22 protein-coding genes are annotated in these 21,699 nt (G+C 67.4%); 11 read left to right on the top strand and 11 right to left on the bottom strand.

The features are described 5' to 3' along the window. Positions 1 to 125: 125 nt before the first annotated feature. Positions 126 to 656 carry a Dps family protein gene (locus ACUCV0_RS10745; RefSeq protein WP_059313236.1) on the top strand — a complete coding sequence of 177 codons (531 nt, stop codon included), beginning with the start codon at positions 126 to 128 and terminating at the stop codon, positions 654 to 656. On the opposite strand, the gene ACUCV0_RS10740 is transcribed toward ACUCV0_RS10745, so the two are convergent. After that, on the bottom strand, positions 638 to 1,891 hold the full coding sequence (locus tag ACUCV0_RS10740; protein ID WP_482212658.1) for a XylR family transcriptional regulator: 1,254 nt from the start codon (positions 1,889 to 1,891) through the stop codon (positions 638 to 640). The genes ACUCV0_RS10745 and ACUCV0_RS10740 overlap by 19 nt on opposite strands. 184 nt (positions 1,892 to 2,075) lie before the next feature. Between ACUCV0_RS10740 and xylA the strand changes: the two genes are divergently transcribed. The 4 genes from xylA (at position 2,076) to ACUCV0_RS10720 (ending at position 7,267) form a co-directional block, all read left to right on the top strand. Next, on the top strand, positions 2,076 to 3,392 hold the full coding sequence (xylA, locus tag ACUCV0_RS10735) for a xylose isomerase (protein ID WP_482212657.1): 1,317 nt from the start codon (positions 2,076 to 2,078) through the stop codon (positions 3,390 to 3,392). 117 nt (positions 3,393 to 3,509) lie between these two features. After that, positions 3,510 to 4,511 (top strand): D-xylose ABC transporter substrate-binding protein, encoded by a 1,002-nt coding sequence (gene xylF, locus ACUCV0_RS10730; RefSeq protein WP_059313239.1) that lies wholly within the window; start codon positions 3,510 to 3,512, stop codon positions 4,509 to 4,511. Positions 4,512 to 4,574: 63 nt separating this feature from the next. Next, on the top strand, positions 4,575 to 6,131 hold the full coding sequence (xylG, locus tag ACUCV0_RS10725) for a D-xylose ABC transporter ATP-binding protein (RefSeq protein WP_271653661.1): 1,557 nt from the start codon (positions 4,575 to 4,577) through the stop codon (positions 6,129 to 6,131). After that, on the top strand, positions 6,131 to 7,267 hold the full coding sequence (locus ACUCV0_RS10720) for a sugar ABC transporter permease (protein ID WP_482212656.1): 1,137 nt from the start codon (positions 6,131 to 6,133) through the stop codon (positions 7,265 to 7,267). The genes xylG and ACUCV0_RS10720 overlap by 1 nt, the downstream gene beginning before the upstream one ends. Before the next feature lie 267 nt (positions 7,268 to 7,534). Here ACUCV0_RS10720 and ACUCV0_RS10715 read toward each other — a convergent pair whose 3' ends face one another. After that, positions 7,535 to 7,819 (bottom strand): hypothetical protein, encoded by a 285-nt coding sequence (locus ACUCV0_RS10715; protein WP_271653662.1) that lies wholly within the window; start codon positions 7,817 to 7,819, stop codon positions 7,535 to 7,537. A gap of 269 nt (positions 7,820 to 8,088) precedes the next feature. Between ACUCV0_RS10715 and ACUCV0_RS10710 the strand changes: the two genes are divergently transcribed. Continuing rightward, on the top strand, positions 8,089 to 9,408 hold the full coding sequence (locus ACUCV0_RS10710; RefSeq protein WP_482212655.1) for a Na+/H+ antiporter family protein: 1,320 nt from the start codon (positions 8,089 to 8,091) through the stop codon (positions 9,406 to 9,408). A gap of 69 nt (positions 9,409 to 9,477) precedes the next feature. Next, a complete protein-coding gene (locus ACUCV0_RS10705; RefSeq protein ID WP_482212654.1) occupies positions 9,478 to 10,419 on the top strand; it encodes a GNAT family N-acetyltransferase in 942 nt (313 codons plus the stop codon). Here the strand turns inward: ACUCV0_RS10705 and ACUCV0_RS10700 are convergent. From ACUCV0_RS10700 to ACUCV0_RS10680, 5 genes are all read right to left on the bottom strand, one after another. Further along, positions 10,416 to 10,646 (bottom strand): DUF2934 domain-containing protein, encoded by a 231-nt coding sequence (locus ACUCV0_RS10700; protein ID WP_482212653.1) that lies wholly within the window; start codon positions 10,644 to 10,646, stop codon positions 10,416 to 10,418. The genes ACUCV0_RS10705 and ACUCV0_RS10700 overlap by 4 nt on opposite strands. A gap of 177 nt (positions 10,647 to 10,823) precedes the next feature. Continuing rightward, a complete protein-coding gene (locus ACUCV0_RS10695; RefSeq protein ID WP_482212652.1) occupies positions 10,824 to 11,651 on the bottom strand; it encodes a helix-turn-helix domain-containing protein in 828 nt (275 codons plus the stop codon). A gap of 62 nt (positions 11,652 to 11,713) precedes the next feature. Beyond that, entirely contained in the window at positions 11,714 to 12,025 is a 312-nt protein-coding gene (locus ACUCV0_RS10690) for an AzlD domain-containing protein (protein ID WP_313649661.1), read from the bottom strand. After that, a complete protein-coding gene (locus ACUCV0_RS10685) occupies positions 12,022 to 12,714 on the bottom strand; it encodes an AzlC family ABC transporter permease (protein WP_482212651.1) in 693 nt (230 codons plus the stop codon). The genes ACUCV0_RS10690 and ACUCV0_RS10685 overlap by 4 nt, the downstream gene beginning before the upstream one ends. A gap of 81 nt (positions 12,715 to 12,795) precedes the next feature. Beyond that, the gene (locus tag ACUCV0_RS10680) at positions 12,796 to 13,554 is read right to left on the bottom strand and encodes a ParA family protein (protein WP_482212970.1); all 759 of its coding nucleotides are present in this window, start codon (positions 13,552 to 13,554) and stop codon (positions 12,796 to 12,798) included. 229 nt (positions 13,555 to 13,783) lie between these two features. Between ACUCV0_RS10680 and ACUCV0_RS10675 the strand changes: the two genes are divergently transcribed. Together ACUCV0_RS10675 and ACUCV0_RS10670 are read left to right on the top strand one after the other, a co-directional pair. Beyond that, positions 13,784 to 14,578, top strand: coding sequence for an OBAP family protein (locus ACUCV0_RS10675; RefSeq protein ID WP_271653669.1), 795 nt, complete (start codon positions 13,784 to 13,786; stop codon positions 14,576 to 14,578). A gap of 42 nt (positions 14,579 to 14,620) precedes the next feature. Next, positions 14,621 to 15,175: a GNAT family N-acetyltransferase gene (locus ACUCV0_RS10670; protein WP_482212650.1), complete on the top strand. Its 555-nt coding sequence runs from the start codon at positions 14,621 to 14,623 to the stop codon at positions 15,173 to 15,175. Here ACUCV0_RS10670 and ACUCV0_RS10665 read toward each other — a convergent pair. Both ACUCV0_RS10665 and ACUCV0_RS10660 read right to left on the bottom strand, forming a co-directional pair. Then, a complete protein-coding gene (locus ACUCV0_RS10665; protein ID WP_482212649.1) occupies positions 15,172 to 16,221 on the bottom strand; it encodes a double zinc ribbon domain-containing protein in 1,050 nt (349 codons plus the stop codon). The two genes, ACUCV0_RS10670 and ACUCV0_RS10665, sit on opposite strands and share 4 nt — an antisense overlap. Before the next feature lie 54 nt (positions 16,222 to 16,275). Then, the gene (locus ACUCV0_RS10660) at positions 16,276 to 17,121 is read right to left on the bottom strand and encodes an EamA family transporter (protein WP_482212648.1); all 846 of its coding nucleotides are present in this window, start codon (positions 17,119 to 17,121) and stop codon (positions 16,276 to 16,278) included. A gap of 127 nt (positions 17,122 to 17,248) precedes the next feature. On the opposite strand from ACUCV0_RS10660, the gene ACUCV0_RS10655 reads away from it, so the two are divergent. Together ACUCV0_RS10655 and ACUCV0_RS10650 are read left to right on the top strand one after the other, a co-directional pair. Continuing rightward, positions 17,249 to 17,938: a YoaK family protein gene (locus ACUCV0_RS10655; RefSeq protein ID WP_482212647.1), complete on the top strand. Its 690-nt coding sequence runs from the start codon at positions 17,249 to 17,251 to the stop codon at positions 17,936 to 17,938. After that, positions 17,935 to 19,566 (top strand): ATP-binding response regulator, encoded by a 1,632-nt coding sequence (locus ACUCV0_RS10650; RefSeq protein WP_434775577.1) that lies wholly within the window; start codon positions 17,935 to 17,937, stop codon positions 19,564 to 19,566. The genes ACUCV0_RS10655 and ACUCV0_RS10650 overlap by 4 nt, the downstream gene beginning before the upstream one ends. Here the strand turns inward: ACUCV0_RS10650 and ACUCV0_RS10645 are convergent. Both ACUCV0_RS10645 and ACUCV0_RS10640 read right to left on the bottom strand, forming a co-directional pair. Then, positions 19,559 to 20,200: a LuxR C-terminal-related transcriptional regulator gene (locus tag ACUCV0_RS10645; RefSeq protein ID WP_434775578.1), complete on the bottom strand. Its 642-nt coding sequence runs from the start codon at positions 20,198 to 20,200 to the stop codon at positions 19,559 to 19,561. The two genes, ACUCV0_RS10650 and ACUCV0_RS10645, sit on opposite strands and share 8 nt — an antisense overlap. 57 nt (positions 20,201 to 20,257) lie before the next feature. After that, positions 20,258 to 21,646: a NorM family multidrug efflux MATE transporter gene (locus ACUCV0_RS10640; RefSeq protein ID WP_434775579.1), complete on the bottom strand. Its 1,389-nt coding sequence runs from the start codon at positions 21,644 to 21,646 to the stop codon at positions 20,258 to 20,260. Positions 21,647 to 21,699 lie beyond the last annotated feature (53 nt).

Raw genomic sequence — 21,699 nt, 5'->3', positions numbered from 1 at the left:
TGATGGCGATACAGGAATTCGATGAACGATTTTTCCATTGCCGGGGTCGATTTCCACAGACGTTGATGTTCGCGCCACTACCGCGAACCCCCTTTTTTCTTTCACGTCCTGACAGGAGATCTCTCATGGCCGTTGCCAATGCCAAGCAAGAACTCAAGACCGTTTCTAACGTCAAACAGAAGGCCCATCAGGGCGAAGACGCCACCCTGCAGAACCAGCAGGCCGTAGGTGAAGCCCTGGCCGTGCTGCTGTCCGATGTCTTCGCGCTGTACATCAAGACCAAGAACTACCACTGGCACATGAAGGGCTCGCACTTCCGCGACTACCATCTGCTGCTGGAAGAGCAGGCCACCCAGCTGTATGGCATCACCGACCTGATCGCCGAGCGTGCGCGCAAGATCGGTCAGCCCACCGTGCGCTCCCTGGAGCAGATGGTGCAGCTCAAGCGCCTGGCCAGCAGCGACGCCACCGACCTGTCGGCCGATCAGATGCTGACCGAGCTGCATGATGACAACCAGTCGCTGGCGGCCTACATGCGCACCACCCACACCCTGACCGACGACGCCAACGACGTCTCCACCACCAGCCTGCTGGAAGAGTGGATCGACCAGGCCGAAGAGCGTGCCTGGTTCCTGGGTCAGACCGTCGGCAAATAAGCCACGGTCCCTTCCTGAAAGCCCGTCTCCGGACGGGCTTTTTCATGGGCGTCTTTCAGCGCCACGGGGCGCTGCTGATACTGTCGCGGCGTACAGCCGAATTCGCGGCGAAACACCGAGTGCAGGTACTGCGCCGAGGTGAAGCCGCAGCGCCGGGCGACCTCGGCCAGGCTCGGCGCCCCTTCCTGCAGGGCGACCGCGGCCGCGGCCAGCTTGAAGCCGAGAATTTCGTCATGGACGCTGCGGCCCAGCTCGCGGCGAAAGGACATCTCCAGCGCTGACCGGGAGATGCCCACGTAGCTGGCCACCTGGGCGGTCTTGATGCCCTGGCAGGCGTATTGGCGAATGAAGTGCAGGGCGCGCATCACCTGGGGATGGCGCACCGCCTGATGACGACTGGAGGCCTGGATGTTGATTCCTTCGGGCGGGATCAGCACCCGTGGTGCGCCGAGTTCGACGCCGTGCAGCCGCTGATGCAGCAGTCGCGCTGCCTCGCGGCCGATGGCCTCGGTGCCCTGGATCACCGAAGTCAGGGGCACCCGGGTCAGGGTCCGGGCCAGCGGGTCATTGTCGATACCCACCAGCGCCACCTGTTCCGGTACCGGGATGTTTGCCGTGAGGCAGGCCTGCAGGAGCTGCCGGGCCCGGGCATCGGTGACGGCCAGGATGCCCACCGGCTTGGGCAGCGCCTGCAGCCAGGCGATCAATTGTTCCACGGCCGTGTCCCACAGCGGGGCACTGGTTTCCAGGCCGCGATAGATTTCCACCGGCAGGCCATCGCGGCGGAGCAGGGCGGCAAAGGCCGCCTCGCGTTCGCCGGCCCAGCGATTGGTGTCGGCAGCCGGCAGGCTGAAGCAGGCGAAGCGGGTCAGCCCGGCTTCGATCAGGTGATCGTAGGCCAGCCGCACCAGGGCGGCGTTGTCGGTGGCGACATAGGGAATGCCGGGCGGGTAGTCGCCTGGCGCGGCATAGGAGCCGCCCACGGCCACCACCGGCAGCGCGCTGTTCGCCAGGGCGGCGCTCACCGCCGGGTCGTCGAAGTCGGCGATGATGCCGTCGCCCTGCCAACGCTCGATGCCCTTGAGCCGGCAGAGGAAATCCTCCTCCAGGAACAGATCCCAGCGCGCGCGGGTGCCGCTCAGGTAGTTGCCAATGCCGGCCAGGATGCCGCGATCGTAGATCTTGCTGCCGTTGAACAGCAGGGCGACACGGTGCACGGGCGGCTGGCTGGGCATGGCGGATTTCCGGCAGGAAGCGCGGGTGGGGCTCCAGACTACGACCGGCGAGCCCGCCCCTCAAGCAGCAAAATCGCACCTGGCCCTGGTGATTTTCACAATAGGCAGCCCAGGTGGCGGCGCTACCATCGACGCAAACCGGTACGCCGTATCGGGTGCGCTAGATAAGAACAAGGACAACGCCATGGCTTATTTCCCCAATGTCGAGAAGGTCCGCTACGCCGGGCCCGACAGCGATTCCCCGCTTGCCTTCCGCCACTACGAGGCCGACCGCCTGGTCATGGGCAAACCCATGCGCGAGCACCTGCGGATGGCGGTCTGCTACTGGCACACCTTCGTCTGGCCGGGTAGCGATGTCTTTGGTCAGGGCACCTTCCAGCGGCCCTGGCAGGCGGCGGGTTCGCCCCTGGAACAGGCGCGCGCCAAGGCCGCCGCGGCCTTCGAATTCTTCAGCAAGCTGGGCGTGGACTACTACTGCTTCCACGACACCGACGTCGCCCCCGAAGGCGCCAACTTCACCGAGTACCGCGAGAACTTCGCCCGCCTGGTGGACGAGCTGGAGCGGCACCAGAGCGAGTCCGGCCTCAAGCTGCTGTGGGGCACCGCCAACTGCTTCAGCCATCCGCGCTACGCCGCCGGCGCTGCCAGCAACCCCGATCCGGAAGTCTTCGCCTGCGCGGCCACCCAGGTCTGCACCGCGATGAACGCCACCCACCGCCTGGGCGGCGAGAACTATGTGCTCTGGGGCGGCCGCGAAGGCTACGAGACCCTGCTCAACACCGACCTTGCGCGCGAGCGCGAGCAACTCGGCCGCTTCATGCAGATGGTGGTGGAACACAAGCACCGCATCGGCTTCCAGGGCGATCTGCTGATCGAGCCCAAGCCCCAGGAGCCCACCAAGCACCAGTACGACTACGATGTGGCCACCGTCTTCGGCTTCCTGCAGCAGTTCGGGCTGGAGAAGGAGATCAAGGTCAACATCGAGGCCAACCACGCCACCCTGGCCGGCCACAGCTTCCAGCACGAGATCGCCAGCGCCGTGGCCCTGGGCGTCTTCGGCAGCATCGATGCCAATCGCGGCGATCCGCAGAACGGCTGGGACACCGACCAGTTCCCCAACAGCGTCGAGGAGATGACCCTGGCGATCTACGAGATCCTCAAGGGCGGCGGCTTCACCCGCGGCGGTTTCAACTTCGACGCCAAGGTGCGCCGCCAGAGCCTGGACGAGGTGGACCTGTTCCACGGCCACGTAGCCGCCATGGATACCCTGGCCCTGTCCCTGGAGCGCGCCGCAGCACTGCTGCAGGACGACCCCCTGGGCAAGTTCAAGGCCGAGCGCTATGCCGGCTGGGAGCAGTCCCTCGGCCAACGCATCCTGGGTGGCCAGCTGAACCTGGAACAACTCGCCGAACACACCTTCAGCCAGGGCCTGGCGCCCCAGCCGGTGAGCGGTCGCCAGGAAATGCTCGAAGGCGTCGTCAACCGCTATCTGTATCGCTAGCGGCCGCGAGAGCGGGTCGGCAGAAATGCCTGCCCGACCCGCTTGTGCAAGACCGCTGAATCGTTACACTCGAACCCGTTCGCCTGCTCCACAACAACAATAACCAAGGACGCCATCATGAACTTCAAGACGACCCTGCTCGCCGGTCTGCTCGCCCTGTGCACCACCGGTTTCGCCCAGGCCGATGCCCAGCATCCCAAGATCGGTTTTTCCATCGACGACCTGCGTCTGGAGCGCTGGGCCCGGGACCGCGACTATTTCGTCGCCGCCGCCGAGCAACTCGGGGCCAAGGTCTATGTGCAATCCGCCGACGCCAACGAGCAGCGCCAGCTGTCGCAGATCGAGAACCTGATCTCCCGCGGCGTGGACGCCATCGTCATCGTGCCCTTCAACGCCACGGTGCTGAACAACGTGGTGGCCGAGGCCAAGAAGGCCGGGGTCAAGGTGATCTCCTATGACCGCCTGATCCTCAACGCCGACATCGACGCCTATATTTCCTTCGATAACGAGAAGGTCGGCGAGATGCAGGCCAATGGCGTGCTCAAGGCCCAGCCCAAGGGCAACTTCTTCCTGCTCGGCGGCGCGCCCACCGACAACAACGCCAAGATCCTCCGCCAGGGCCAGATGAAGGTCCTGCAGCCGGCTATCGACAAGGGCGACGTCAAGGTCGTCGGCCAGCAGTGGGTCAAGGAGTGGAACCCGACCGAAGCCCTGGCCATCGTCGAGAACGCCCTGACCGCCAACGACAACAAGATCGACGGCATCGTCGCCTCCAACGACGCCACCGCCGGCGGCGCCATCCAGGCTCTGGCCGCGCAGAAGCTGGCCGGCAAGGTGGCCGTGTCCGGCCAGGACGCCGACCTCGCCGCCATCAAGCGGGTGATCGCCGGGACCCAGACCATGACCGTCTACAAGCCGCTCAAGCTGATCGCCTCCGAGGCGGCCAAGCTGTCGGTGCAACTGGTGCGCAACGAGAAGCCGGCCTTCAACTCCAGCTACGACAACGGCACCAAGAAGGTCGACACCCTGCTGCTCACGCCCACCGAGCTGACCAAGGACAACGTCGACCTGCTGGTCAAGGACGGCTTCTACACCCAGGCCCAGATCGACGGCAAATAACCACTGGCCACCGGCTGGTCGCCTGACGCCTGGCGTCGGGCGGCCCCTGGGCAAGGAGCGGCCATGGCCGACTATCTGTTGGAAATGCACGGCATCGCCAAGAGCTTTGGCGGGGTGCGGGCGCTGGACGGCATCGATCTCAAGGTGCGTCCGGGCGAATGCGTAGGGCTGTGCGGCGAGAATGGCGCCGGCAAGTCCACCCTGATGAAGGTGCTCTCGGCGGTCTACCCCCACGGCACTTGGGAAGGCGAGATCCGCTGGGACGGGCGGCCCCTGGAGGCCCAGTCCATCGCCGAATCCGAGGCAGCCGGCATCGTCATCATCCACCAGGAACTGACCCTGGTGCCCGATCTGTCCGTGGCCGAGAACATCTTCATGGGCCACGAACCGCGCCGCTTCGGCGGGCGGCTGGACTATCCCACCATGTTGCAGCGCTCGGCCGAGCTGATGCGCCGGCTCAAGGTGCCGGACATGAACGTGGCCCTGCCGGTGTCCCAGTACGGGGGCGGCCTGCAGCAACTGGTGGAGATCGCCAAGGCGCTGAACAAGAACGCCCGGCTGCTGATCCTCGACGAACCGACCTCGGCGCTCACCACCTCCGAGATCGCCGTGCTGCTGGACATCATCCGCGACCTCAAGGCCCAGGGCGTGGCCTGCGTCTACATCTCGCACAAGCTCGACGAGGTGGCGGCCATCTGCGACACCATCACGGTGATCCGCGACGGCAAGCACATCGCCACCACGCCCATGGCCGAGATGGACATCGACCGCATCATCACCCAGATGGTCGGCCGCGCCATGACCAATCTCTATCCACAGATTCCCCATGAAATCGGCGAGGTGATCTTCGAGGCGCGCCGCTTCACCTGCCTGGATGTCGACAATCCCCAGCGCAAGCGCGTCGACGACGTCTCCTTCGCCGTGCGCGCCGGTGAGATCCTCGGCATCGCCGGGCTGGTGGGCGCCGGGCGCACCGAGCTGGTCTCGGCCATCTTCGGTGCCTACGACGGCCGCTACGAGGGCGAGGTCTGGCTCAATGGCCAGCGCATCGACACCCGCACCCCACTGAAATCCATTCGCGCCGGCCTCTGCCTGGTACCGGAGGATCGCAAGCGCCAGGGCATCATTCCCGACCTGGGGGTGGGCTCCAACATCACCCTCACGGTGCTGGACAGATTCGCCCACCTGAGTCGCATCGACAGCGAGGCGGAACTGTCCTGCATCGACACCGAGATCGCCCGGCTGCAACTCAAGACCAGCAGCCCCTTCCTGCCCATCACCGGCCTCTCCGGCGGCAACCAGCAGAAGGCGGTGCTCGCCAAGATGCTGCTGGCGCGACCCAAGGTGCTGATCCTCGACGAGCCCACCCGCGGCGTCGACGTCGGCGCCAAGTTCGAGATCTACCGGCTGATCGGCCTGCTCGCGGCGGAGGGCGTGGCCATCGTCATGGTCTCCTCGGAGCTGGCCGAGGTGCTCGGCGTCTCCGACCGGGTGCTGGTGCTCGGCGAAGGCCGGCTGCGCGGCGATTTCCCCAATGAGAATCTGACCCAGGAGCGGGTACTGGCCGCGGCCCTGGGCACCACCGAACGGGCGGTCGCCCAAGCCCGGGAGCACTTCTGATGCGCGCCGTGAAACAGCTGTTCACCCGTTACAAGATGCTCGCCCTGCTGATCGCCGTGGCCCTGATCTGGCTGTTCTTCAGCTGGCAGACCGAAGGCGGCTTCGTCACCCCGCGCAACCTCTCCAACCTGCTGCGGCAGATGTCCATCACCGGCATCCTCGCCTGCGGCATGGTGCTGGTGATCATCGCCGGCGAGATCGACCTGTCGGTGGGCTCGCAACTCGGCCTGCTCGGCGGGGTGGCGGCGATACTCGACGTCACCTACCACGTGCCCCTGCCGATCACCCTGCTGGCGGTGGCCGCCGGCGGTCTGCTGATCGGCCTGATCAACGGCTACCTCAGTGCCTATCGGGGGATACCGTCCTTCATCGTCGGCCTCGGCGGCATGCTGGCCTTTCGCGGGGTGCTGCTCGGTCTCACCGGCGGCGTCACCGTCGCCCCGGTGTCGCCGGAACTGGTCTACCTCGGCCAGGGCTATCTGCCGCCGGTGGTGGGCAGCGTCCTGGGCGTGCTGCTGTTCGCGGTGGCCGTGGTGCTGACCTGGCGCCAGCGCAGCAAGCGCAAGACCCTCGGCCTCGCCCTGGCGCCGCTGTGGCGCGACGTGCTGCGGGTGGTGGTGATCGGCGTGGTGCTGGTGGCCTTCATCCAGACCCTCAACCGCTACGACGGCATCCCGGTGCCGGTGCTGATCCTGCTGGTGCTGCTCGGGGTATTCAGCTACATCACCAGCCAGACGGTATTCGGCCGGCGCATCTATGCGGTGGGCAGCAACCTGGAAGCCACGCGGCTGTCGGGCATCAACGTCCAGGCGATCAAGCTCGGCATCTTTGGCCTGATGGGCGTGATGTGCGCCCTGGCCGGTCTGGTCAACACCGCCCGCCTGGCCGCCGGCTCGCCCTCGGCCGGCACCATGGGCGAACTGGACGCCATCGCCGCCTGCTTCATCGGCGGCACCTCCATGCGCGGCGGCTCCGGCACCGTCTACGGCGCCCTGCTCGGCGCCCTGGTGATCGCCAGCCTGGACAACGGCATGTCCATGCTCGACGTGGACAGCTACTGGCAGATGATCGTCAAGGGCAGCATTCTGGTCCTGGCCGTCTGGGTCGACGTCAGCACCCGCACCAGCCGGCGCTGAGCGGGATGGCCAGCGGTGGATGAGGCTGCGCCGTCATCCACCCTAGGGCAGGCTAGCTATTGCTTCGAATGACCCCCTCTTCCCTTGGGAGAGGACCGGGGTGAGAGCCGACGCCTCATGGATCGCGGCCATGGGCCGCTCCTACAGGGGAGGCATCCCGCAATCACTCATCTGTCTGCCTCGCACTGTGTTGCCCCCCTCTCCCTCCGGGAGAGGGTTGGGGTAAGGGTGGCTCGACAGGTGCTTGATCCCACCTGCGACCTCCGCTCAGCTCTCGAACCGCTGCACCCGTGGGCCGCGTTGGCGCAGGTCGGCGAGGCTTTCCGGGCTCAGGGTGCCGATCGCACGATCGAGGTCGCGCTGCAGGTCCTTGATCACAGTGGCCAGGGTGGTGTTGCATTCCAGGTTGCACAGGGGAATGGCCTTGGTGACCGTGACCGCGCGGGCCGTGTCGGTGACGGTGAACAGCAGGGTGCGGTCGGCGCGGCGCGGGACGGCCAGGCAGGAATGCGGGCTGAACGCGGTAATCAGCATATCAATGGCGTTTTGCATGGGCAGCTCGTCCTTGTTGTGACCGTGAAAGCGTGCGACTCAGACGTCCCTGCGCGCTGAAAGGTTCAGTCCAGAGCGATTGCGCGATGCCCCTTTCATCCTATGAGACTGCTCCGGCACCTGGTCGGTATTGGTCGCTGACGCAGGTGCAGGCAGCTGGCGCCTCCATGCCCAGGGGTGAGCCAGGCGCCGCGCCATCCATCCCTGGCCTTTGACGCCCGCGCCGCGCTGCGGCAGAGTGCGCGCCCTTTCGTGGTGCGGAGCTGGCGATGAACGCGGTGGTGGTGGCGGTAGGGCTCATGCTGGTCTTGAGCCTGGCCCGGGTGCACGTGGTGGTGGCGATGATCGCCGGTGCGGTGGCCGGTGGCCTGGTGGGTGGCCTGGGTTTGGAAGGCACCCTGCTGGCCTTCAATGCCGGCCTGGGCAACGGCGCCAAGGTGGCGCTCTCCTATGCGCTACTGGGCGCCTTCGCCGTGGCCATCAGCCAGTCGGGACTGGCGCACATGCTCGCCGATCGGGCGCTGGCGCTGATGGAGCGTCAGGCCGCCCAGGGCGGGCGTTCGCTGCGCTGGGCGCTACTAGGTCTGCTGCTGGCGGTGTCCATCGCCTCGCAGAACATCCTGCCCATCCACATCGCCTTCATCCCGCTGCTGGTGCCGCCGCTGCTCTATGTGCTGACGCGCCTGGAACTGGATCGCCGGCGGCTGTCCTGCGTCATGACCTTTGGCCTGATCGCCCCCTACATGTTCCTGCCGGTGGGCTTTGGCAGTCTCTACCTGCACGACATCCTGCTGGCCAGCGTGGCCCGCGCCGGGGTGGACGTCAGCGGCGTCGACCCCAGCCGCGCCATGCTCTTGCCGGCGCTAGGCATGGTGGTCGGCTTGCTGCTGGCGGCGTGCGTCAGCTACCGCCGGCCACGTCGCTACGATCTGGCCCTGGTGGCGCGTACCGAGCGGTCCGACCGCCCCTACAACGGCCGGACCCTGGCGGTGGCCCTGATCGCCGTGGTCGCGGCCTTCGGCGTGCAGCTCTGGCTGGATTCCATGATCCTCGGCGCCCTGGTCGGCTTCGTGGTCTTTACCGCCACCGGGGTGGTGCGCTGGCGGGAGGCGGACGATCTGTTCAGCGAGGGCGTGAAGATGATGGCGGTGATCGGCTTCATCATGCTGACCGCCGGTGGCTTCGCCGAGGTGCTGACCGCCACCGGCCAGATCAACGACCTGGCCGCCACCGCCGCTGCCCTGATCGGCGACAATCGCGCCCTGGGCGCGCTGCTGCTCCTGCTGCTGGGCATGGTGGTGACCCTGGGCATCGGCTCGTCCTTTTCCAGCGTGCCCATCCTGGCCGCCATCCTCGGTCCGCTGTGCCTGCACCTGGGCTTTTCGCCGCTGGCCATCGTCTGTTTGATCGGTACCGCCGGCGCCCTGGGCGATTCGGGCTCGCCGGCCTCGGATTCCACCCTGGGGCCCACCTCCGGTCTCAACGTGGACGGCCAGCACAGCCATATCTGGGACACCGTGGTGCCATCCTTCCTGCACTTCAGCCTGCCAATGATGCTGTTTGGCTGGGCAGCGGTGCTGCTGCTGTAACCGGCAGTTGCCGCTCGGGCGCAAAGCGTCGGCCGGGCGGGTCCAAGGCGTATAGCCCAGGAGCCGCCCATGTCCACCCCCGCCATCCGTATCGAACCTCTCACCGAAACCGACCTGCCCGCCGCCACCGAAGTGGTCCGCCTGGCCTTCGCCACCTGGATGGGCGCCGCCGAACCCGGAGAATTCTGGAACGATCGCGACTATGTGCGCAGTCGTTTCGCCGCGCCTCATACCGCCTGGTTCAAGGCGTTGGATGCCGGGCGACTGGTCGGCGCGGTCTGCGTCACCCGCTGGGGCCGTCACGGCATCCTCGGGCCGCTGGCGGTACATCCTGACTACTGGGACGCCAAGGTGGCCAAGGCGCTGATGGGCGCCGCGGTGGAGCAGCTCGATGCCTGGCAACTGGTGCATGCCGGACTCTTCACCTTTCCCGACAGTCCGCGCCACCTGGGGCTCTACCAGGGCTTCGGCTTCTGGCCGCGTACCCTGACCGCGGTGATGGCGCGTCCGGTGCAGACACAACCGGCACCGCTAGCGCTCAGATTTTCCCTGGCGGCCACGCTTGATCGACTGCTGGCCGCCTGCGCCGAACTGGGCCGGGCCAATGCTCCGGGTCTGGATGTGTCCGCCGAAATGGCCGCCGTGCGCGAGCAGGGGCTGGGCGAGAGTCTGGTGCTGGAAGACGAGGCGGGACGGATGGAAAGCTTCGCCGTCTGCCATTTCGGTCCACGCAGTGAGGCGGGGAGCGGCGTCTGCTATGTGAAGTGCGCTGCTGTCCTGCCGGGAGTGGGGACGGAGGCGCGCTTCGCCCGATTGATCGCCGCCTGCGACGGCCTCGCCCGGGACCATGGCCAGCAGCGGCTGTTGGCTGGCGTCAACACCGCGCGCCAGGGTGCCTACCAGTGGCTGCTGGCCCAGGGCTTTCGCAGCGAGATCCTCGGCATCACCCTGCACCGGGGCGAAGCCCATTACGACCATCCCGAGGTCTGGCTGCTGGACGACTGGCGTTAGGCCTTGGTGCTGTCCTCAGAGGTCTTCTTGCGCGACCGACTGCGGGGCTTGGGCGCTGGTGGCGCGACGCTGCTCTGGATGCCGCCGACCTGGGTCAGGTTGTCGTCGGGCTGGTCTTCCAGTTCGCGGTTGGCCTGAAACCAGTGTTCGAAATCCTGGCCATGGGGACGGCCTTCGCGCTCCCAGATTTCATAGGCGCGCTGGCGGATGCGTTCTTCAAGATTCATGCAAAGGACCTCTGGTAGAAGGGCAGGGAAGCGCGGCCAAAGGGTCCGGCGCTCATCCTGACTAGGCCCGGTCAGGCGTTGAAAAGTTCTTTCCAGTTAGTGTGGCCCGGATAGCGTTGCCGCTTGCCAGGCTCTGGCACAGGGTTCTGCACGGAAAGACCGTTCGTCGAGGTATGGCTAGGTATGCCAGGCACGGCGATAGGCGCCCGGGGCTACGCCATAGGCCTGCTTGAACTGGCGAGTGAGGTGGCTCTGGTCGGCGAAGCCCAACTGCAGGGCCACGTCCAGGGGCGCCCAGCCGGCGCGCAGCAGCCCCTGGGCGCGGGTCAGGCGCTGTTGCTTGAGCCAGGCGTGAGGCGGCAGGCCGGTCGCGCGGCGGAATACCCGCAGGAAGTGAAAGGGTGACAGCCCCACGGCCTGGGCCAGTTCTTCGAGACTCGGTGGTTGTTGCAGGCGCTGGCCGAGCAGCTCCCGGGCGCGCCGTACCGCCAGGGGTTCACGGCCCGGTTCGGCGACGGCCCCCAGGCGGGCATGGCGCCCGAACAGCAACAGCAGCGCCTCGCGCCAGGCGGTCTGCTGCTCCAGGGCCTCGGCACCCTGGTCGGCCAGCTGATGCAGCTGGCTGAAGGCCGCGCTCACCTGGGCATCCTGCAACACGCTGGTGGTGAAGGCCGGGATGGCATCGAGCGGGCGTCCCAGTTCGGTGAAGACCGGTGCCAGTTGCGCCAGCGTCGGATAGAAACCGCGGTACTGCCAGCCTTCCTCGACCGCCGTGGCGCCGGTGTGCAGTTCGTCCGGGTTGATCAGCACCATGCTGCCCGCCGCGGCCAGGTGCTCGGCGCCCCGATGGCGAAAGCGCTGGGCGCCGCGCTCGATCACGGTGAACACATAGCCTTCGTGCACGTGGGGAGCGAAACGCTGCCGGCGATACCTGGCGTGCAGCAACTCGACGCCGCCCAGGCCGTAGGCCGACCAGAGACGGGCGCTTTCCTGTGGTTCCTTCATGGCGCTCTCGTGGTGCGACCGAACAGTGGGCCCGGTCTCACCTTAGCAAAACTCGGCCGTGCCTAGAGCAGCCAGCGCAGCAGATAGAACACTCCCATGCTGAGCACCACCGTGGTCAGCACCCGCCGTGTCCACAGCATCAGTCCTACCGCGGCCAGACCTGCCAGCAGATAGGGATCGACCAGGGTGGCCGCCAGGGATTTCTCGCCGGCGAACAGGATGGGGCCGCAGATGGCGGTGAGCATTCCCGGGACGGCGAATTCGAGAAAGGTGCGCAGGTTGCGTCCCAGGCGCAGCGGCAGGCGCGGTTCGAGAAAGAGATAGCGATTCAAGAACACCAGGGCAGCCATGCCGAGCAGGGTAGCGAGGATCATGACCGCCGCTCCCGCAGGCGACGCACCCCGAAGCCCACGCACATGCCGGCCAGCCCGCCCAGCACCAGGGCGCCCTGCCATTGCAGGTGATGCAGCCAGACCGACACCAGCAGCGCCGTGAGCACGCAGGCGACCGTGGCCAGATCCCGTACCAGCGGCACCACCAGGGCGATGAAGGTGGCAGCGATGGAGAAGTCCAGGCCCAGGGCGCCCAGGTTCGGCAGCACCCGCCCCAGCAGCAGGCCGGCCAGGGTGAAGAGATTCCACAGCAGGTAGAAGCTCAACCCCATGCCCAGGGCGCGCCAGCGGTCGAAGCCCGCCGGTTGTTCGGCATGGTTCAGGGCGAAGAACTCGTCGGTGAGCAGAAAGCCGAAGCCCAGTCGCCAGGGCAGCGGCTGGGGCGCCAGCACCCGGCGCATGTGCAGGCCATAGAGCAGGTGTTGGGAGGTCAGTAGCAGGGTGGTCAGCAGGATGGCGGCCAGGCCCGCGCCGGCCTTGAGCATGCCCAGGGCCACGAGTTGAGCCGCGCCGGCGAACACCAGCAGGGAGAAGGCCTGGCCCTCCAGCACGCTGAGGCCGGTCTCGATGGCCAGGGCGCCGACCAGGATGCCCCAGGGCGCGCAGGCCAGCGACAGCGGCATGATCTGCCAGGCGCCCTGGACGAAGGCGCGGCGGCGGGAAGCGGTCATCGGCAAGCTCCGGAGGGCAGGGGATACCCAGGATGCCGTGCCGCGTCGCTGCCGTCTTGAACGTTCTTGCGCTGGATGGCCCTAGTCTTCCAGCAGGGCGAACAGCTCCAGGTACTGCCGGGTCAGCTTGTGGCCCGGGTCCAGATGGATCAAGGGGCGATGCTGCTGGTGGGATTCGCGCATCTTCACCGAGGCCATCAGCGGCGCCGCCAGCACCGGCAGGTCGCGCGCCTGGAGTTCCTCAATCAGCTGGCGCGGGGTACTGGCCTGGGCGTGGTACTGGTTGATGACGATGCCCTCGACCACAAGCTTTTCGTTGTAGTCCTCGCGGATCTCGTCCAGCTCCTCGATCAGGTCGTACAGCGCCTGCTGGGCGAAGACATCGCAGTCGAAGGGGATCAGGCAGCGGTCGGCCGCGATCAGTGCCGAGATGCTGTAGAAGTTCAGCGCCGGCGGGGTATCCAGGTAGATGCGGTCATAGTCTTCGCCGAGCTTGTCGAGGTACTTGGCGAGCTTCTGGATCTTGTACTTGGATTCGAGCTTGAACTGCAGCTCGGTCAGCTCGCCGGAGGCGGCGATCAGATCCAGATTCGGCCAGGCCGTGGCATGGATGTTGGCCTGGGCCTTCTTGCCGCCGCTCAGGGTCTGCTTGAAGAAGTCGGCGATGCCATGGGGCAGGTCGTCGCCCACCAGGCCGGTGAGGTACTGGCTGGAGTTGGCCTGGGGATCGAGGTCCACCAGCAGGGTGCGATAGCCCTCGTGGGCGCTGATGGCCGCCAGGTTGCAGGCGATGCTGGACTTGCCGACACCGCCCTTCTTGTTGAAGACCACGCGGCGCAGGGCATGACCAGAGGGAGAGCTGTGTGCGTTCATTGAGTCGTCCCGACAGAAATGGAAAGCCAGAGGCACAAGGCCCGATCGACCGTTTCGCTTATACCGAAACGCCACGCTCGGACGATGACGAATTTATGGCCATTGCATGACAGCTGTATGACGAGACTAGCGCAACGGTGGAACCTTGGCGCCTGCTCACCCTTCGAACTCGGCAAGCTCCCGCCGAGAATCCACCATGAATACCCGTCGACTTTCCGCCTTGCTGCTGCTCGCCTGTGCCCCCCTGGCCCAGGCCGCCAACGACACCCAGTCGCCGGTACCGGTACCGGGTGCCCCTGCCCAGACCGATACCCGGGTGCTCGAAGCCGGCGCCGATGTCTTGCAGCGCAAGCCACCCATCGCCGCCCTCAACACCTACCTGGACGGCTTCCATTTCTACAATGGCCATCCCCACGGCCAGATGGAAGCCCACCACTATTGCAGCGTCCTGGGCGAGGAGATGTTCCAGTGCGTGATCTACGACGGCAACGTGGCCGACGCCAAGTTGATGGGCGTGGAGTACATCATCAGCGAGCGGCTGTTCAAGACCCTGCCCGAGGCCGAGAAGGCGCTCTGGCACAGTCACGTACACGAGGTGAAATCCGGCCAGCTGATCGCCCCCGGCGTCCCTCAGGTGGCCGAGCACCGGCTGATGGACAAGCTGGTGCACACCTATGGCAAGACCTGGCACACCTGGCACACCGACCAGGACCTGAAGCTGCCCCTGGGCGTCCCCCAGCTGATGATGGGCTTCACCGCCGACGGCCAGCTCGATCCCAAGCTGCTCGCCGAGCGTGATCGCCGCCTGGGTGTCTCCAGCGCCGAAACCAAGGCCGCCCGCGCCGACCTGCCGACGCCCGCAGTCGCCCCCGGCGCCGACGCCTGGCAGCAGGGCAAGGTCATCCAGCTGCAGGACCCCACCGGCCAGCTGCATGACCACGACAGCGAGCACACCGAGAAGGGCGTCAACGCCAGCTCGAACAAGCCCTGAGGGTAGGTTAGGCTCCGGTCAGGAACCCGACTGGAGCCCACCATGCCGTTGCCCGTGCTGCAGACGCCCCGCCTGCTGCTACGTCCCCTGCAGTTGGGGGATGCTGAGGCGATCCAGCGGATCTTTCCGCAGTGGGAGATCGTGCGGTACATGGCCGCTCATATTCCCTGGCCCTATCCGGAAGACGGCGCTCGGCGTTTCTTGCAGGACATCGCCTTGCCAGCCATGGCGCGGGGTATTGAATGGCACTGGTCGCTGCGCCTGCGCAGCGATCCAGAGGTGCTGATCGGCGTCATCAGCCTGCATGACGAGCCCGATAACAATCGGGGTTTCTGGCTTTCCCCGGCTTTTTGGCGCCAGGGACTCATGGGCGAGGCCTGCGCGGCGGTGAATACCTTCTGGTTCGAGGACCTGCGGCGCCCGTGCATGCGTGTACCCAAGGCCGCCTTGAACGAGGGGTCGCGGCGTCTGTCGCAGCGCGAGGGGATGCGCCTCATCGCACAAGGCGAATCCGACTACGTCTGTGGCAAATTACCCTCAGAGTTATGGGCGCTGAGTCGGGAAGCCTGGCGGCTGACCCACAAGGATCATGCCTAGGCGCCTTGAACGCGTTGCGCGGCCGCCCCACAGCGCTGGCAGAAGCGCGCGAAGGCACTCTTGCGCGCCTGGCAGCCCTGGCAGTGGTCGTGCAGCCCGATGCCACAATGGGGGCAGAAGTCGACGCTGGCGTCCTTGAGCTCCACCGGTCGCTCGCAGCCCGGACAGACGCCCTTGGCCAGGCGCGCCAGGGCGGTATCGTAGTGCAGCTCTTCGCGCCGTACCGTATCGGGTTGGGCTTCCTTGAGGGCCAGGCGAGCGCGATAGTCCTGCAGGGCGCGGATGGCATGGCGTCCACCCAGCACGGTAAGCAGGATCCCGACCAGATAGCGCACATAGCCGCCATAGCTGGGCAGATAGGGCACCAGCTCGACGAAGAAGGCGAACAGTGCGAAGAAGATGAAGCCCCAGACGAAGGGCCACCAGGTGCTCTGGCGCTGCTTCACGAACAGCCAGGCGGCGACGGCCAGCAAGGGTAGTGTCAGCGCCAGGCGATAGAGGAAGACCCGCAACTCGGCCTGCTGCTGGGCATCGAGCCAGGCCTCCTGGGCCGCGTCGCTCAGGTCGGTCAGGCTGCGCGCGGCGGCAGCCGAGCGCTGTTCGGCGGCGAGCAGGGCCTGCTGCTGGCGTTCGACCTCCTGTTCGGCCCCGCGCTCGCCGGCCTTGAGGTCGTCCAGCGCGCGACTGCGGGCGATCAGTTCGCCATCCTGCTCGGGACGCTGGGTGGTCTGGCGGGTGGCCAACCAGTTGTCGAAGGTCTCGCGATTGGCCTGGTAGCTGCGCGCCGCGGCTGCTTGCTGCAGCTGGGCCTGGTCGAGGGCGTCCTGGGCGTCGCGCCTGGCCCGATTGGCCTGGCGCTGGACGTCACGCGCCGCGGCGGTGGCGGCCGGATCCATGAAGTCTTCCAGACTCTGCTGGCGTTCCACCTGGGGCAGGTCGCCGACCAGGGTGCCACCCAGACCGATCAGAAAGCTGGCGAACACCAGCGCCAACAGCCAGAGGCCGCGGTTGAACCATTTTTCCGATAGCCGCAGCGATTTGCCCATGGATCCCTCCTGGTCGAAAGAAGGCTCAGCTTAGCCGTTCCCTGAGCGATCCGCTCAGGCCAGCTTGATCGCCACCACGCCGGCGACGATGGCCAGGCCGGCGCAGATTCGCCCCAGCGGTAGCGTCTCGTGCAGCCAGAAGACCCCGATCAGCAGGGCGAAGAGCACGCTGGTCTCGCGCAGCGCCGAGACCAGGCCGATGGGCGCCTGGGTAGTGGCGACGATCACCAGGCTGTAGGCCAGCATCGACATCACCCCGCCCGCCAGGCCGGCGCGCCAGTGCGGGCCGAGACCGGCAAAGGCCGTCACGCCGCGGGTCAGCCGCAGCACCAGGGCCGCCACTACGCCGTTCACCGCGAACAGCCAAAGGGCATAGGCCACGGCGTTGCCGCTGGCTCGTGCGCCGAGGGCATCGGCCAGGGTATAGGCGGCGATGAAGGTGCCGGTGGTGAAGGCGCACACCAGCAGCGCCAGGCTGGGCGGTGTGCCGCGGCGGGCACCGAGCAGCGCCATCAGCGCCAGGCCGGTCACCAGCAGGCCCAGGCCGAGCAGGGCCGGTGGCGAGAGCACTTCGCCCAGGGCGAGAAAGGCTACCGCGCTGACCAGCAGCGGCGCGCTGCCGCGCGAGAGGGGATAGACCTGGCCCAGGTCGCCATAGCGATAGGCGCGGGCGAGAAAGGCGTTGTAGCCGATGTGCAGCAGGGCGGAGAGGGCGATCCAGGGCCAGGCGGCCGCTGGGGGCAGGGCGACTAAGGGCAGCGCCAGCAGCGCGGCGAGGCCGGCGCCGATCTGGATCAGGCTGGCGGTGAGAAAGCGGTCGAGGCCGATCTTGAGCAGGGCGTTCCAGCCGGCGTGCAGCAGGGCGGCGAGCAGTACCAGGGCGAACAGGGGCGTGGTCACGAGGCCTCCGGCCAGGCGGGTCCATCAGTCTAGCCCAGGGAGCCTTCCGGAGCGTTGCCCATGGCGTCGGGCCGTTGTACGCCGCACACTGGCAGCCGTCCCTTCTCGTCCGGCCAGGATGGCTGCCATGACTTCCTCTTCTTCCGTTCCGCCGGCCATGCCGCCCGCGACCCCGCGCCACGGTGCGGTCGGTCTGGCGCTGGTCGCCGGACTGTCGCTGCTGGCCGGCATGACCGACGCCATCGGCTTTCTCGCCACGGGCGATTTCGTTTCCTTCATGAGCGGTAATACCACCCGTCTAGCGACCGACGTGGCCGCCGGCCGCTGGGCCGCCGCGGCGCACCTGGCGCTGGCCATCGGCACCTTCGTGCTGGGCAATGCCGGTGGGGTGTTGCTGCAGCGCCTGACGCGGCAACGGGCCTGCCTGCTGCTCGGGCTGCTGGCCCTGCTGCTGGTGCTGGCGGCCAGCCTGCCCGCCGGGCGCCTGGCACTGCTGACCGGGGTATTCGCCATGGGCATGGTCAATGCCGTGGTGGAGCAAGTCTATGGCCTGCCCATCGGCCTTACCTATGTCACCGGCGCCCTGTCGCGTTTCGGGCGGGGCCTGGGGCACTGGCTGCTGGGTGAACGTCGGCGCGGCTGGAGCATCCAGTTGGTGCCCTGGCTGGGCATGCTGCTTGGCGGAGTGCTGGGGGCTGCCCTGGAAGCACGGCTGGGCCTGGCGGCCTGGTACGCCAGCGCCGCCCTGGCGGCGGCGTTGGCAGTGGTGTTCCGTCTGGTGCCGCGGGCCTGGCAGCTGGGGTATCTGGCGTCATGAGCGAAGCACCGCAAGCCCTGGGTGTCGGCGCCCGCGATCCCGAGCTGGGGCAGACCAAGGTCCGCCTGGCCTTCATCCTGCCGGCCTCGGCCTACATCGTTGGCGCCTGGGCCTGGGGGCTGTTCGGCGATGCCATCCTGCTGGCCAATTTGGCGTGCTACGGCCTGTTTTCCCTGGTGGCCATCGGACTCTTCTTCGAGGTGCGCCGTCGGCCTGGGGTGAAGCCCTGGCGACGCTTCCTGGCCATGTGCCTGGACTTCAGCGCCATCACCTTTTCCTCCATCACCAGCGGCGAGGCCTTGATGCCGCTGTTCGGCGTGCTGCTCTGGGTCACCGTAGGCAATGGTCTGCGCTATGGCCGTGGCTACCTGCTGCTGGCGACCGGGCTGTCGCTGACCGCCCTGAGCGCCATCATCGCCGAGATGCCCTTCCTGCAGCGCTATCCCACGGTCGCCCTGATGATGCTGGTGACCGCGCTGCTGGTACCCGGCTACGTCTATTTCCTGCTGACCCGCATCCAGGATTCGCTGCGCGAGACCCAGGCGGCCAACCTGGCCAAGGCGCGCTTCCTGGCCCAGGCCAGCCATGACCTGCGTCAGCCGATCCACTCCATCGGCCTGTTCACCGCCTGCCTGCGCGACGGTCAGCTGAGCGCGGACCAGGGGCGGCTAGTGGACAACATCGACCGCTCCCTGCTGGGCGTCGAGCAGCTGTTTCGCTCGTTGCTGGACATCTACACCCTGGATCAGAAGCAGGTCAGCCCCCGGCGCACGGTGGTCGACCTGGATACCCTGTTCGACGACCTGGTCCGGCAGAACGCCGAGGCCGCGCGCTGGGCCGGGGTGGAGATCCGCTGGCGCCCCTGCCGGCTGCAGGTCTACAGCGATCCGGCACTGCTGCTCACCTCGCTGCAGAACCTGCTGTCCAACGCCCTCAAGTACGCCCCGGGACGACCGCTACTGCTGGCGGTACGGCGGCGCCAGGGCCGGCTCGCCCTGGTGGTGTACGACCAGGGCCCGGGCATCGCGGCGGAGCACCTGCCGCATCTGTGCGAGGAATTCTATCGGGTACGGGAGGCGCGGGATCGCGACATCGAAGGGGTCGGCCTGGGGCTGTCCATCGTGCAGCGCATCGCCCGGTTGCTCGATCTGGAACTGCGCATCCGCTCACGGCCCGGCCATGGCACCGCGGTCAGTCTGCAGGGCCTGCCGCTGGCCGCCGTACCGCCGGAGCCCCGGGTGCGGGCGGCGAGCGGACCCCAGCACCTGCTCGCCGGCTGGCGGGTGCTGCTCATCGAAGACGACGCCAACGTCCTGCTCGCCACCGCGACCCTGCTGCGCAGCTGGGGCTGCGAGGTCACGACGGCAACCAGCATTCCCACCGGCGCGGTGGCCTGCGATCTGGTGATCACCGATTTCGATCTGGATCGCAGCGCCTCGGGTGCCGACTGCATCGCCTATCTCAATCGCTTGCAGGGACGGCGCATTCCGGCCGTCGTGGTGACCGGGCACGACATTCCCCAGGTCCAGCAGGCGTTGGGCGATCCCGAGATTCCAGTGCTGGCCAAGCCGGTGCGTCCGGCGGAATTGCGTGCCCTGCTGCTAGCCTTTCGCGTCGCCGCTAGCTGAGCGAGGGCTGGGCGCCGAGGCCGGCCTTGGCGCCAAAGGCGGCCGCGGCGGCACGGGTGCCAACGCCCAGGGTACGCAGCAGCGCGGATACGTGGATACGCACGGTAAAGGGCGAGATGGCCAGGATCCGCGCGATCTCCTTGTTGCTCAGGCCCTGGGTGATCAGACCGAGCACCTCCAGCTGCCTGGGCGTTAGCGCCTGCACCCGGTGGTCGGGGGCCAGGGCCGTCGGCGCCAGGGTCGCCGTGGCGTAGCGCACCACGGGTTGCCCGGCCAGGCAGTCGGCGATGGCGGCGGCCATGGCGGCCGGAGGCAGGGCCTTGCCGATGAAGCCATCCACGCCGGCGGCCAGGATGTGCTCGATCACGGTGGCGTCTTCGAGCATCGAGACCACGATCAGGGTGCTGCGCTTGAATTCCTGGCGCAGGGCGCGCAGTGAAAAGCTCAGGTCCTGACCGGGGTAGAGCAGGTCCAGCAGCAGGCCGGTGGGCGGCTCGCCCTGGCGCGCCAAGTCCAGCACCTGCTGCAGGCTGTCGGCCTGTTCCACCTGCGCGTCGGGCTGCAGCTGGCGCAGGATGCGGACCAGGCCTTCGCGAAACAGGGGGTGATCGTCGGCGACGATGAAACGTTGCATCTGTGGCTATCCTGGGGCCTAGGACACCGGTCGCAACCCCGGGGCGGCCCAAAACTTTTAGTCTAGCGCAGCGGCGGAGGGTGGACCATTGGTAATACTCCCGGCCGTGCCCAGCTGCCGCCGCATCAGCCACTCGAAGGCACCGGTCAGCAGCACGGCCGCGCAAGCCAGGCCCAGCGCCAGCCCCCACCAGACCCCGTGCGGACCGAAGCCTGCATGCACCCCCAGCAGCCAGGCGCTGCTGGCCCCGATCAGGCAATAGCAGAGCAGGCCGCCGTAGAAGCCAAGACGCGCCTGGCGGATGCCACGCAAGGCGCCCTGGGCGATGCTCTGGGTGCCGTCGAAGATGACGAACAGCGCGGCGATCAACACCAGCTGGCGTGCCAGCTCCGTGACCGGACTACGCTCGTCCGGCAGAAACAACCCCACCAGCCAGCCAGGAAAGCACCAGAACAGCAGGGCGATGCCCAGCATCACCAGAGCCCCGCCGCCGATGGCCAGCCGCCCGACCAGCAGCGCCTCGCGTGGCCGTCCGGCACCCTGGTGCTGGCCGATGCGGATGCTGGTCGCATAGGACAGTCCCGCCGGCAGCATGAACACCAGATACACCAGCTGGTTGGCGATCTGGTTGGCCGCCAGGGCCGTGGTGCCCAGGGCGCCCATGCACAGCGCCGCCGCGAGAAACAGGCAGGCTTCCACCGCATAGGTGCCGCTGATCGCCAGGCCCTGGCCAAGGGTGTCGGCCAGGGCGCGGCGGTCCGGCCGGCGCAGATAGCGACGCAGGGGATAGGCGGCATAGGCCGGATGACGACTGATATACAGCGCCAGGCCCAGGGCCGCGCCGTTCATCACCACGGCGGTCACCGCGCCGACGCCTGGCAACCCGGGTTGCGGCAGGCCGCCCCAGCCGTGCAGCAGGGCCAGATTGAGAAGGGCATTGAGCACCGCCGCGCCCAGCACGATGGTCAGGACCGGTCCGGGGCGCTCCAGGGCGCTGGTGAAGCCGCGCAGGGTCATGAACAGCAGGTGGCCGGGCAGGGCGAAGGCCAGGCAGCGCAGGAACACCCCCGCGGCCTGGCGGCTTTCCTCCGGCTGGCCGGCCAGGGCCAGCAGCGGCTCGATGTGCCACAGCAGGGTGCCGGCCAGCAGCGCCAGCACCCCGGCGATCCAGATCCCCGCCGCGGTCACCGCCGCCACCCCTTCGGTATCCCCCGCCCCCCGGCGCAGGGCCGCCAGATTGGCCACCGCAGTGATCACCCCCACGCAGATCACCGAAACGAAGGAATAGACCGCGGCCCCCAGGCCACCACCGGCCAGCGCCGCCGGCCCCAGGCGGCCCATCATCAGGGTGTCGGTGAAGACCATGGCGACATAGGCCAGCTGGGCACCGATCAAGGGCAGGGCGAGACGCAACAGCGCGAGCAATTCGTGACGCGGCAGAGACATGGAGGGCTCTCGCTGAACAGATGGCCAAGCGGCCGGGTTTTGACAAGAACTCA

This window comes from Pseudomonas sp. VMV1, from assembly GCF_056790235.1.
Note: the sequence above shows the minus strand (reverse complement) of the source record. Positions and strands in the feature narration are given on the sequence as shown.

Bases quoted from the DNA above. Each gene is read 5' to 3' on its own strand.
- ACUCV0_RS10675 (WP_271653669.1), top strand. From the start codon at position 13,784: ATGAATACCCGTCGACTTTCCGCCTTGCTGCTGCTCGCCTGTGCCCCC.
- ACUCV0_RS10690 (WP_313649661.1), bottom strand. From the start codon at position 12,025: ATGATCCTCGCTACCCTGCTCGGCATGGCTGCCCTGGTGTTCTTGAAT.
- xylG (WP_271653661.1), top strand. From the start codon at position 4,575: ATGGCCGACTATCTGTTGGAAATGCACGGCATCGCCAAGAGCTTTGGC.
- ACUCV0_RS10705 (WP_482212654.1), top strand. From the start codon at position 9,478: ATGTCCACCCCCGCCATCCGTATCGAACCTCTCACCGAAACCGACCTG.
- xylF (WP_059313239.1), top strand. From the start codon at position 3,510: ATGAACTTCAAGACGACCCTGCTCGCCGGTCTGCTCGCCCTGTGCACC.
- ACUCV0_RS10745 (WP_059313236.1), top strand. From the start codon at position 126: ATGGCCGTTGCCAATGCCAAGCAAGAACTCAAGACCGTTTCTAACGTC.
- ACUCV0_RS10715 (WP_271653662.1), bottom strand. From the start codon at position 7,819: ATGCAAAACGCCATTGATATGCTGATTACCGCGTTCAGCCCGCATTCC.
- ACUCV0_RS10670 (WP_482212650.1), top strand. From the start codon at position 14,621: ATGCCGTTGCCCGTGCTGCAGACGCCCCGCCTGCTGCTACGTCCCCTG.
- ACUCV0_RS10655 (WP_482212647.1), top strand. From the start codon at position 17,249: ATGACTTCCTCTTCTTCCGTTCCGCCGGCCATGCCGCCCGCGACCCCG.
- ACUCV0_RS10700 (WP_482212653.1), bottom strand. From the start codon at position 10,646: ATGAATCTTGAAGAACGCATCCGCCAGCGCGCCTATGAAATCTGGGAG.
- ACUCV0_RS10640 (WP_434775579.1), bottom strand. From the start codon at position 21,646: ATGTCTCTGCCGCGTCACGAATTGCTCGCGCTGTTGCGTCTCGCCCTG.
- xylA (WP_482212657.1), top strand. From the start codon at position 2,076: ATGGCTTATTTCCCCAATGTCGAGAAGGTCCGCTACGCCGGGCCCGAC.
- ACUCV0_RS10710 (WP_482212655.1), top strand. From the start codon at position 8,089: ATGAACGCGGTGGTGGTGGCGGTAGGGCTCATGCTGGTCTTGAGCCTG.
- ACUCV0_RS10685 (WP_482212651.1), bottom strand. From the start codon at position 12,714: ATGACCGCTTCCCGCCGCCGCGCCTTCGTCCAGGGCGCCTGGCAGATC.
- ACUCV0_RS10645 (WP_434775578.1), bottom strand. From the start codon at position 20,200: ATGCAACGTTTCATCGTCGCCGACGATCACCCCCTGTTTCGCGAAGGC.
- ACUCV0_RS10720 (WP_482212656.1), top strand. From the start codon at position 6,131: ATGCGCGCCGTGAAACAGCTGTTCACCCGTTACAAGATGCTCGCCCTG.
- ACUCV0_RS10665 (WP_482212649.1), bottom strand. From the start codon at position 16,221: ATGGGCAAATCGCTGCGGCTATCGGAAAAATGGTTCAACCGCGGCCTC.
- ACUCV0_RS10650 (WP_434775577.1), top strand. From the start codon at position 17,935: ATGAGCGAAGCACCGCAAGCCCTGGGTGTCGGCGCCCGCGATCCCGAG.
- ACUCV0_RS10740 (WP_482212658.1), bottom strand. From the start codon at position 1,891: ATGCCCAGCCAGCCGCCCGTGCACCGTGTCGCCCTGCTGTTCAACGGC.
- ACUCV0_RS10695 (WP_482212652.1), bottom strand. From the start codon at position 11,651: ATGAAGGAACCACAGGAAAGCGCCCGTCTCTGGTCGGCCTACGGCCTG.